The organism is Oscillibacter sp., from assembly GCF_031978065.1.
Lineage (GTDB): Bacteria > Bacillota > Clostridia > Oscillospirales > Oscillospiraceae > Oscillibacter.
The window spans coordinates 1-10,057 of the sequence record NZ_DALZCH010000113.1; the positions used below are offsets into that span (position 1 = coordinate 1).

Genomic DNA, 10,057 nt, shown 5'->3' on the forward strand with positions numbered 1-10,057 from the left:
GAGATAGTCCAGCAGCAGCACGCCGGTCTGGTTCCCCGTGACGGGACGGTACTCTCCGTCCTTACCCCTTACCATAATACCCACCCGGTCGCTGTCCGGGTCGGTCCCCACGATGAAATCTACGTCGTTTTCCCGGGCAAGGTCAACCGCCAGATAAAACCCCTCCGGATTTTCGGGGTTGGGGGACTTCACGGTGGGGAAGGTCCCGTCAATCATCATCTGCTTCGGCTCGCACAGAATGTGCTTCACCCCCAGCGCTCGCAGCGCCTCCGGCACCAGCTTATAGCCGCAGCCGTGGAACGGGGTATATACGAGTTTGAAGGTGTCCGCCACCTTGGCGACGGTTTCCCGGTCATTGATCATGGCGGTGACCTCTTCCATAAACCGCCGGTCCGTCTCCTCTCCCATCACGGTGACAAGTCCGGTGGCCAGCGCTTCATCCCACCGCAGCGCCTTCACGCCGGTGAAGATGTCGATTTCCTCCATCTTCTTCGCAACAGCCGCCGCGTGGTGGGGCGGGAGCTGTGCCCCGTCCTCCCAATAGACCTTGTAGCCGTTATACTCCTTGGGGTTGTGGCTGGCAGTGACGTTGATGCCCGCAATGCAGCCGTATTCCCGCACGGCAAAGCTCAACTCCGGCGTAGGGCGCAGCGCGTCGAAAATTCGCACAGCCACGCCGTTTGCAACACAGACCCCAGCCGCTTCCCGGGCAAAATCCATGGAACCGACCCGGCAGTCCATGCAGATGGCAACGCCACGCTTCGCCGCGTCGCCCCCTTCCGCCAAAATCACCTGGGCGAAGGCCTGGGTTGCGTGGCGGATGACATGGACGTTCATATTGTGCAGGCCCACGGCCATAATTCCCCGCAGTCCGGCGGTGCCGAACTCCAGCGGGCCGTAAAACCGGGCTTCGATCTCCTTGGTGTTGTTTTTCTGGGCGGACAGCTCATCCTTTTCCGCCTGAGACAGGGCGGGGCTGTTCAGCCACTTTTCATATTCCCGCATGAACTCCATGGGATTTCCCTCCTTATTCTTCGCCGCCCAGTTGGGCGGGATTGTCCAGAATCGCCTTGGCGTCCTCCAGCAGGGACTGGGGTACGTAGATGTCCACACCCCGTCCTGCAAAGCCGAAAATCACCTTGCCAAGCGTGCCGGATTTAAACGCAGGGATGCCGCAGCCACTCATCATGGACAGCAGCACATCTGCGCCGCCCCCCAGCTCCGACTGAGCGGAAATCAGCAGCTCCGCCCGCTCCGGCTCTCCGTTCGGTCCTGTGGGCCAACCCTCCGGCAGGTCACTTTGGCGCAGGCCCCAGCTGTTCTCGTCTTTCATTGGGTCCCTCCTTCTGCAAAATCAAAAATTTGTTAGGATTAAAAGTTAACTCACTTGTGATACCGTCCGCCCGTTTGAATCTGATACGCCCGGTATAGCTGCTCCAGCAGCATTACCCGGGCCAGATGGTGGGGGAAGGTCATGGGCGACATGGACAGGCGCAGGTCCGCTTTGTCTTTCAGGCTTTGATGCAGTCCCACGCTGCCGCCAATCAAAAAGGTAAGCTGGGACGCGCCGGACACGGCAAAGCTGTTCAGCGCCTCCGCAAACGCGGGGGATGAAAGCGTTTTCCCCTCGACGCACAGGGCAATCAGCGCACCGGATTTGGGAAGCCGCTCCTCTACCCGGCCCGCTTCCTCAAGAAGCGCCCGCTCAATTTCGGCGGGAGACGGCGCTTCGCTCAGCCGCGCTTCCGCCAGCTCCATGATTTCCGCCTTGCAATACCGCGACAGGCGCTTCAAATACTCCGCTGCCGCGTCCGCGTAGAACTTCTCCTTCAGCTTACCTACGCACAGAACGCTCACCTTTTGCATACGCCCTCCGTTACCTGATGGCAGGAGCCTGTGCATTCCCGCTCCGCAACGGACAGTGCCGGGCCTTCTCCCGCCTCCGCCAGCGCGGCGGACACGGCGCAAAGCGCCGTCTCCGGCGTGTTGTTGTCCCGGCTCAGGTGCGCCAGAACCAGTTCCTCCGTCCCGGACCGGCACGAGCGGACGGCAAACTGGGCCGCCGCTTCGTTGCTCAAATGCCCCTCATCGCCAAGAATCCGCCGCTTTAAGAAATAAGGGTACGGCCCGCCCCGCAGCATATCTACGTCGTGATTGGCCTCCAGCATCAGCAGTGGTACGCCGCAAAGCACCTCCGCCGCCGCGTCGGTGACAAAACCTGTGTCGGTCAACAGGCCGAAGTCCCCCACCCGAAACCCGGCGGAGCCGGGGGCATCGTGAGAGGTGGGAAATGCGTCCACATCGCAGCCGTCCACGGTGAACCGCTCCCCCATGGCAAAGGGTGACAGGCGGTTTTCAATGCCCGCCAATCGCCGCCGCAGGTCGCGCCCCGCCGCTTCGCTGGCGTATATCGGGCCGTCCCACCGCTTTAAAAGAGTTTGCAGCCCGGCAATATGATCCGCGTGGGTGTGGGTAATCAAAATGCCGGACAAGTCCTCCAGCGACCGGCCCAGCTCCCGCAGCGCCGAGGTAATCCGGCGGCAGGAAATGCCCGCATCCAAAAGAAGACAAACGCCGTCCTTTTCCAGCAGGGCGGCGTTTCCCGAAGAGCCGCTGGCAAGCGTATGTAAAGTCGTCAAAAAAAGTCCCCCGTGCGTTTTGAATTCAGGCGGCGGTCGCCCGGTGATAAAAATGCGCCCGTGACGGAGACTGTCGACGAAAGTCGGCGACCTCCATCGCGGACGCGGTAATAACTCAAAAAAAACCTGATGCGTCATGTGCTTTTGGCCCGGGCAGATCAGCCGATGTGGGCTTCCAACTGCTCGTTTTCTCCCGGCTCCTCCACCACGCGGATGTCGGCCCCCAGACTGCGGAGCTTATCAACAATGCGCTCATAGCCCCGCTCGATATACTGCACTTGGCTGATTTCAGACTCGCCCTTGGCCGCCAGCGCCGCGATGACCAGCGCCGCACCCGCCCGTAGGTCGCAGGCTTGAATGGGTGCGCCGGTGAGATAGTCCACGCCCTGAACCACTGCGGTCTTGTCGTCCACCTGAATGGACGCGCCCATGCGCTTGAGCTCGTCCACATAGCGATAGCGGTTGTTCCAAACGCTTTCCGTCACCAGCGATGTGCCCTCTGCAAGGGAGAGCACCGTGGTCATCTGGGGCTGCATATCCGTGGGAAAGCCGGGATACGGCATGGTTTTCACGTTGGTCTGGTGCAGCGGTTCACTGCGACGAACCAGCAGCGTATCCTCCCGTTCCTCCACCTCCACGCCGCACTCCTGCAACTTGGCGGTGATACAATCCATGTGTTTGGGAATAATATTTTTCACCAGAATCTGTCCGCCGGTGGCGGCAACCGCCGCCATGTAGGTACCCGCCTCAATCTGGTCGGGGATAATGGCGTAGCTTCCGCCCAGAAGACGGGAAACGCCCTGAATTTTAATAGTGTCGGTGCCCGCTCCCCGGACATTCGCCCCCATAGAGTTTAAAAAGTTGGCCAAATCCACGATATGGGGCTCCTTCGCCGCGTTTTCAATCACGGTGCTCCCCTCCGCCAGAACGGCAGCCATCATGATGTTCATCGTCGCGCCCACGGAAACCACGTCCAGATAAATATTGGCTCCGTGCAGGCGGGACTCCCGGCAGGAGGCGTGAATAAAGCCGCCCTCCACCGTCACGTCAGCCCCCAGCGCCTTAAATCCCTTGATGTGCTGGTCGATGGGCCGCACACCGAAATTGCACCCGCCGGGCATGGCCACGTCGGCCCGGGCAAAGCGGCCCAGCAGCGCACCAATCAAGTAATAGGACGCGCGGATGCGCCGCGCCATCTCATAAGAGGTGCGGGTAGAGCGGATATGGGTGCAGTCAATCTCCACAGTGTGGGGATTGATTGCGCGGACAGACGCGCCCAGCTCGTCCAAAATGGTGTAAAACAAATGCACGTCGGAGATCTGAGGGATGTTTTCAATGCGGCAGACTCCCTCCACCAATAGCGCGGCGGGAAGAATGGCAACGGCCGCGTTTTTCGCGCCGCTGATTTCCACCTCGCCAAACAGGGGCTTGCCGCCCCGAACGATATATTTTGTCAAACCCAAAACCCTCTCTTTTACGTCAAAACGGACCGTCTGTCTTCATTGTACCCCCAGATGGGACTTCCATACCGAAAACAGGGCCCAAAACAAGTCAATTTTTTTACATGCGCGCCGCCCGCTTCGCGGACCTTCTCCGCCATGTCCGCAAAGCGGCCATAGGCGGGCGCGGTGCGCTGCGCGCACAGTTACCATAACACATTTTACCACACATTTCAAGAAACACAATCAAAACTTTTAAGCCCTTTGAGCGGCTTTCTATTTCGACAAAAGGGGCCTTTTTCTTCTCTTTTTCACGCGTGATCCACCGCGCCGGTGACGCAATTCACATAGTAATCCACCGCGTCCGTGTCCACGCGCCACAGGGGCGTCAACGTCAGGGCGGAGGCGGTATTTTGCAGCTCGTAACAAGGTGACAGCCCCTTGACGGCGCTGACCACCGCGCCGGAAGTCCGTCGTGCCTCCAAAAACGCGGTGAGGGCAGTGGAAGCGGTCAGCAAGCTCTCTCCCTGCACCGCCGTGGAGTGCAGAGGCAAAAAGGTGCCGCTGACGGAGCGCAAAACGTTGTTTTCCGCCAAAAACGTGACGGTACAGCCCTCCACGGGATAGCCCCTGTACAGCCGGTTCACGGTGACGGACCCGCTTCCGGACGCGTCAAGCCACTCGTCGGGCGCCTCGCATTCATAGCTGCGGCAAAAGCGGCGGACCAAATCGACAGGGGTCTTCCCCAGCTCTCCCACAATTTCAAACGCGCCGGAGGCGCGGAAAACCGCTCGGCCCAGCGCGGAGGTATAGGTCAGAATACCGCCGCCCTCGTCGGCGGCGGTCAGCTCATCTCCCAAGAAAACGGCGGCGGCGGTCTTCTCCGCCCCGGCGTCCCGCTCCAGCGTCAACGCCGGAGGGGGCGGGTCAAAAGTGACGGCGGCTTCACTGAGGGTCACACCCTCGGCGGCAAAGAGTTTCACCAGCTCCTCCGTGGCCTGCCGCCAGGCGGCAGCCTGCTGAGCCTGACGTATTCCCAGCGTCCCCAGAAGGAACACGTTCATCAGCAGAAGCGTGAGAATAATGATACTTTTCAGGCGATGCGTCTCCATTTTCTCCGCCCCTCTCCTTGTTTCTTACTCTGCCAGCCACTGGGCGATGACGGCGCTCCCCCCGTCCACATAACGGACGGCAAGCTCTCGTCCCGGCCAGGCCCGGGCAATGGACAGCGCCTGCGCCAGCGGCAACAGACTTTCTCTGCTTTCGGCGGGGGTGTATTGCCGCACCCGCAGGGTCAGCCGAACAATCGACGCTCCCTCCAGCGTCACCTCCGCGGCAACTCCCCCGTCCGAGAAGCGGATGGGAAGTCCCGCGTACTGATAGCCAAAGCGCAGCGTGACGGAAGCCTCGCCTGCGGTATACTCCTGCAAAAATAATACTCCACCGTTCTGCTCGGGCAGCAGCCCGTTCAGAAGTTGAAAAACGCCCACCACGGTTTCCGTCTCTGTGGGAACCTCTTCCTCGGAAGCGATGCGAAGCGACCCACTGCTCCCCTGATAGGAAATCTCCCCATCGGGGTGAATACGAAGGTTTCGGTCTCCCTCCACCACCACCTCCGCGCCCGAGGGCTCCGGATACCGGGAGTTGGTGTGGGGATTGAAGGACAGGGCCTCCAGCACCGCGTCGGAATCCGCAATTTCGGCGGAGACGGCAAGGTTTACAGGGGGATCAAGCTGATCGGAAAAAAGAGAAAAGTCAGCCACATGCCCGTCGCTTTCCGGCCGGTCAAAGGCAAACCAAGCGCTTCCAAGAGAATACTCTCTCACCAATTCCCTCACGCTTTCGGCAGAAATGGCCGTGGTGCAGACAAAGCAGGCGCTTTCCCCGTCCCATGCGAACAGGCGCACCGCGTTTTCATCCACTTGTACCAGCACCCGGCGGGCGGAGATCTCCCCCCCGTTCCACCGTGCGCCCACCACTCCTGCCAAAATGGACAGGGGCAGCGCCCCGCCGAAGTCATAATAGACGGAGCCTCCGGCGTCCGTCCCCATTTGCAGCGCGGCGCGAAAATCCTCCACGCCGCACTTTTTCATCGTCCCGGCGGAGCCCAGCGCCTCCATCAAAAGATTTCCCGGTTTTAAAAAATCCTCGTCTCCGGTGGTCAGGGCCAGTCCTCCCCAGCGGCCGTAGGCTCCCGTAACAGCCACCCGCGCGGGCAGCTCAAGATCCGTCAGCCCCGAAACGCTCTGGCTTTTTTGAACCGAGCCGGAGGAAAGCAGTCCGGAGAGATAGCCTCCGTCGCCCCGGAGATTAAATAGCTGCGTCTGGACAAACAGCGCCACGGCGGAGACGCTCAACAAGGCGATGGCGATATTTTGCAGACGGTTCCGCCGCTTTTTCGCTCTTGGGTCCATGCCCGCCCTCCTTCTTGTCTCTTTGCGTCATGCCTCCCACCGCGTCTGGCGAAGGGGCAGCGTCAGCCGGACCGTGGTGCCCGGCCCCTCGTGACGGGTCAGCCGGATCGTGCCCTGATGCCGCTCCACAATCTCCTTTGCGATGGACAGGCCCAGGCCCGTTCCGCCGGACTCCCTTGAGCGTGCCTTGTCCACCCGGTAAAACCGCTCGAAAACGTGCTCCCGGTCTTTTTCCGGGATGCCGATGCCATTGTCGGCCACCTCCATCCACACATGCCCCTCGGTGGTTCCGGCAGTGACCAGAATGCGCCCGCCGTCGGGCGTGTATTTGATGGCGTTGCCTAAAATGTTCATCATCACCTGCTCCAGCCGCTGGCGGTCCCCCTCGATAATGGGCAAAGTCTGGGCCAGCTCCAGCTTCAGCGCGTGGCCGCGGTGCTGTGCCTCCAGCGCATTGGCCCGGACCACGCTGGCGATGGCGCTACCAAAGTCGAACCGGGCGCAGCTCATCTCCGTGTTCCCCGCGTCCAGCCGGGAGAGCGTCAGCAGATCCTGAACGATATGGGTCATGCGGTCCGTCTCGTTGATGATAATATCCAGAAAATTGTCGGCGGTGTCCCGTGGAATGTCTCCCCCGCTGTCCCGCAGAGTTTCGGCATAGCTTCTCACATTGGTGAGAGGGGTGCGCAGCTCATGAGAGACGTTGGCCACAAACTCCTTGCGCCGTTCCTCACTGCGGTGGTGCTCCGTCTCGTCGTGCAAAACCACCAGCACACCGCCGCTCGCTCGATCGGAAAACGGGGCGAAATACGCCTCCAGCGTCTTCTCACCCACCACCATCTCCGTGTCGGCATAGTTGGGCCGCTGGAGGGCCAGTATCTGCTCCAGCGGATAAATAGAGCCGAACAGCTCGTCATAAACCGCTTCCTTTGGGACGGAGCGCTGCAAAAGCACCGTGGCAGCGGGATTGCAGTGGATCAGTTTCCCGTCGTGGTCAAAGGCGGCCACGCCGTCGGTCATGTGGAGAAACAGGGTGTCCAGCTTGTTCCTCTCGTTTTCCACGGCGTTCAGACTGTCTTGAAGCACGTCCGCCATGTGGTTGAAGGTCCCCGTAAGAATGCCGATTTCGTCCGGTGATTCCACCGGCAGCTTGTTGCCAAAGTCTCCCCCCGCCAGCCGCTCCGCTCCCTCCGTCACCTTTTCGATGGGACCCACAAGGGTTTTGCTGAGAAGATAGCTGAACAGCACGGAAATCAAAAGCCCGATCACCAGCGCCTGCATGATGATGGTGAAAAGCTGGCTGTTGAGGTTGGACACGGTGTCCCGGTTGTCCAGTATATAGATGATGTAGCGTCCTTCCTCCCCAGAAATGGGGATGGCCACATCCATGTAGTCTTCAGTCAGATCGCTGCGGTCCCCCACATCGCCGTTGAGGGCCTTAATCAAGTTTGGCGTGGACGCGAGAACCCCTCCGCTCTCTCCCGACTCCGCCAGCACCGCACCGGAAGCTCCGTCCAAAACGTAATAGTTCCGGGAGCGATAGTCGATGCCAAGGCTTCCGGCGTTGGCCTCCAGAATCTTCTGCATCTGGGTCGCGCCCTCCGGCGCGTCGGCGGCGGCGAGAAGGTCTGCCATAAAGCTGGCATTTTTGGCCGTGGCAACGCCGTCCGCCTCCGATGTGGAGCCGAACATATCGTTCATCTGCTCAAAAAACCCGTCTATGTAGAAGCTGGCGACGTTGGTGGTGAGAAACGCGCCCACCGTTGCCATCAGCGAGGTAATCAGCAGCAGCATAATCAGCATCAGCTTCATGTGGAGACTTTTGAACACGGCTGGCGCCTCTCTTCCTTCCGGAAATCCGGGGGCCCCGCCCCGGGCGGTTCCCCGTCTGATTCAGGGACCGTTTCCCGCTTTTTATGTTGCGAAATAGTAGCCCGCCCCGCGCCGGGTGAGGATGTAGCGGGGGTTTGCCGGGTCCGTTTCGATTTTCTCCCGCAGACGGCGGACGGTCACATCCACGGTTCGGGCATCATCGCCCACGTAGCCGTAGTTCCACACCTGCTCCATCAAATCGATGCGGGCGTAAACCTTGTTGGGGTGGCTGGCCAAAAAGGTCAAAAGCTCGTATTCCCGCTGGGTCAACTCGATGACCTCCCCGCTGCGGAACACCTGATGGCTGTCTGTATTGACGGCAAGATCGCCCGCCACGGTCATGGCCCCATCGGCGGCCGAGGCCGCAAGGGGCGAAGCCATGCCGAGCCTTCGGATGTTCGCCCCCACGCGGGCAATCAGCTCCCGCATGGAAAAAGGTTTTGTGATGTAGTCGTCCGCACCGATTTCAAGGCCCAGAACCTTGTCCGTCTCCTCCTCCCGGGCGGTGAGGATCACAACGGGCACGTTGTTGCGGCTCTCCCGCAGGGCGCGGCACACGTCAAAGCCGTTCATCTTGGGCAGCATCACGTCCAGAAGGATCAAATCTGGCTTCGACCTTTGGGCTTTTTCCAGCCCGTCCTCCCCGTCGTATGCCTCCAACGTGGCATAACCCTCCCGCTGGAGGTTGAAGCAGACGATGTCCACGATATTTTTCTCGTCCTCCACGATCAATACTGTCTTTTTCGGTTCCATGGAGTCTCCTCTCTCAACTTGTCAAAGGTTCAGTAAAAGCTTGGCCTTCAAAATGGCGGCAACGGTTTTCCCGTCCTCAATTTCGCCCCGAAGGCAGCGGTGTGCCAACTCCTCCATGGGAATGCGCTCCAACCGGAGAAACTCGTCCTCATCAGGCCGGGCCTCCCCCATTGTAAGGCCGCGGGCCAGAAAGAGATACAGCTCCTCTCCCAAACAGCCCGGGGACGGAAGAATTTTCCCCATGGGCAAAAGCTCGTCCGGCACCGCGCCGGTTTCCTCTCTCAGCTCTCGCAGGGCACCCACAGCCGGCTCTTCGCCCTCCTCCAGCTTCCCCGCCGGAATCTCCAGCAGGGTCTTACCGAACGCATAGCGGTATTGTGTCACTGTCAGAACATTGTTCCCCCCGTCCAGCGCCACAACGGCAACGCACGGGCAATGGTCCGCCACCTCCCGGGAAGCGGTCTTCCCGTCGGGCAGGCGCACCTGATCCACATGGACGTTCAGCAGCTTCCCTGAAAATACATCCTGCCGGGAAAGGAACGTTTCCTCCAGATTTTCAACCATTTTAAAGGCCCCTTCGCTTCTTTATTTTCATCTTTAGCCATTATAGCAAAGAACCAAAGGGATGACAACGTTTCTTTTACTTGAAGATTGGGCAGGATTATGCTAAACTACCATCATCTTACAGAACGGAACCCGAAGGGAGGCGCTTTCCACGGAGAAGAAGGGAATCAAGATCGCGGCCCAGAACCGCAAGGCGTACCACGATTACTTCGTGGAGGAGAAATTCGAGGCGGGTATTGAGCTGTTTGGCACGGAAGTGAAGTCCATCCGGGCCGGAACGCTGAATCTGAAGGACGCGTGGTGCTCCATTCAGGACGGCGAGCTGTTTGTCAACGGCATGCACATCTCTCCCTACGAAAAGGGCAACATTTTTAAT

General features: G+C 59.9%; 10 protein-coding genes and 1 pseudogene. 1 reads left to right on the forward strand and 10 read right to left on the reverse strand.

Annotated features, from left to right (window positions below):
* The 10 genes and pseudogenes from RTK01_RS13915 to RTK01_RS13960 form a co-directional block, all read right to left on the reverse strand.
* Positions 1-1,014: pseudogene (locus RTK01_RS13915) on the reverse strand (phospho-sugar mutase); the annotation flags it as partial.
* A 13-nt stretch (positions 1,015-1,027) separates the two neighbouring features.
* The gene (locus tag RTK01_RS13920; RefSeq protein WP_312281545.1) at positions 1,028-1,333 is read right to left on the reverse strand and encodes a hypothetical protein; all 306 of its coding nucleotides are present in this window, start codon (positions 1,331-1,333) and stop codon (positions 1,028-1,030) included.
* A 50-nt stretch (positions 1,334-1,383) separates the two neighbouring features.
* The gene (rlmH, locus tag RTK01_RS13925; RefSeq protein ID WP_312281546.1) at positions 1,384-1,866 is read right to left on the reverse strand and encodes a 23S rRNA (pseudouridine(1915)-N(3))-methyltransferase RlmH; all 483 of its coding nucleotides are present in this window, start codon (positions 1,864-1,866) and stop codon (positions 1,384-1,386) included.
* Positions 1,854-2,639 carry an MBL fold metallo-hydrolase gene (locus tag RTK01_RS13930; RefSeq protein WP_312281547.1) on the reverse strand — a complete coding sequence of 262 codons (786 nt, stop codon included), beginning with the start codon at positions 2,637-2,639 and terminating at the stop codon, positions 1,854-1,856. The genes rlmH and RTK01_RS13930 overlap by 13 nt, the downstream gene beginning before the upstream one ends.
* 158 nt (positions 2,640-2,797) lie before the next feature.
* Positions 2,798-4,096 carry a UDP-N-acetylglucosamine 1-carboxyvinyltransferase gene (locus RTK01_RS13935; RefSeq protein WP_312281548.1) on the reverse strand — a complete coding sequence of 433 codons (1,299 nt, stop codon included), beginning with the start codon at positions 4,094-4,096 and terminating at the stop codon, positions 2,798-2,800.
* A gap of 293 nt (positions 4,097-4,389) precedes the next feature.
* The gene (locus tag RTK01_RS13940) at positions 4,390-5,190 is read right to left on the reverse strand and encodes a hypothetical protein (protein ID WP_312281549.1); all 801 of its coding nucleotides are present in this window, start codon (positions 5,188-5,190) and stop codon (positions 4,390-4,392) included.
* 24 nt (positions 5,191-5,214) lie between these two features.
* On the reverse strand, positions 5,215-6,492 hold the full coding sequence (locus RTK01_RS13945; RefSeq protein ID WP_312281550.1) for a hypothetical protein: 1,278 nt from the start codon (positions 6,490-6,492) through the stop codon (positions 5,215-5,217).
* A gap of 27 nt (positions 6,493-6,519) precedes the next feature.
* On the reverse strand, positions 6,520-8,322 hold the full coding sequence (locus RTK01_RS13950; protein ID WP_312281551.1) for an ATP-binding protein: 1,803 nt from the start codon (positions 8,320-8,322) through the stop codon (positions 6,520-6,522).
* Between the two features lie 84 nt (positions 8,323-8,406).
* Complete coding sequence (locus RTK01_RS13955) at positions 8,407-9,117, reverse strand: response regulator (RefSeq protein WP_312281552.1); 711 nt, start codon at positions 9,115-9,117, stop codon at positions 8,407-8,409.
* A 21-nt stretch (positions 9,118-9,138) separates the two neighbouring features.
* The gene (locus RTK01_RS13960) at positions 9,139-9,681 is read right to left on the reverse strand and encodes an NUDIX hydrolase (RefSeq protein ID WP_312281553.1); all 543 of its coding nucleotides are present in this window, start codon (positions 9,679-9,681) and stop codon (positions 9,139-9,141) included.
* A gap of 166 nt (positions 9,682-9,847) precedes the next feature.
* Here RTK01_RS13960 and smpB point away from each other — a divergent pair.
* The coding region (smpB, locus tag RTK01_RS13965) for an SsrA-binding protein (RefSeq protein ID WP_312281554.1) at positions 9,848-10,057 on the forward strand (210 nt) is incomplete at its 3' end.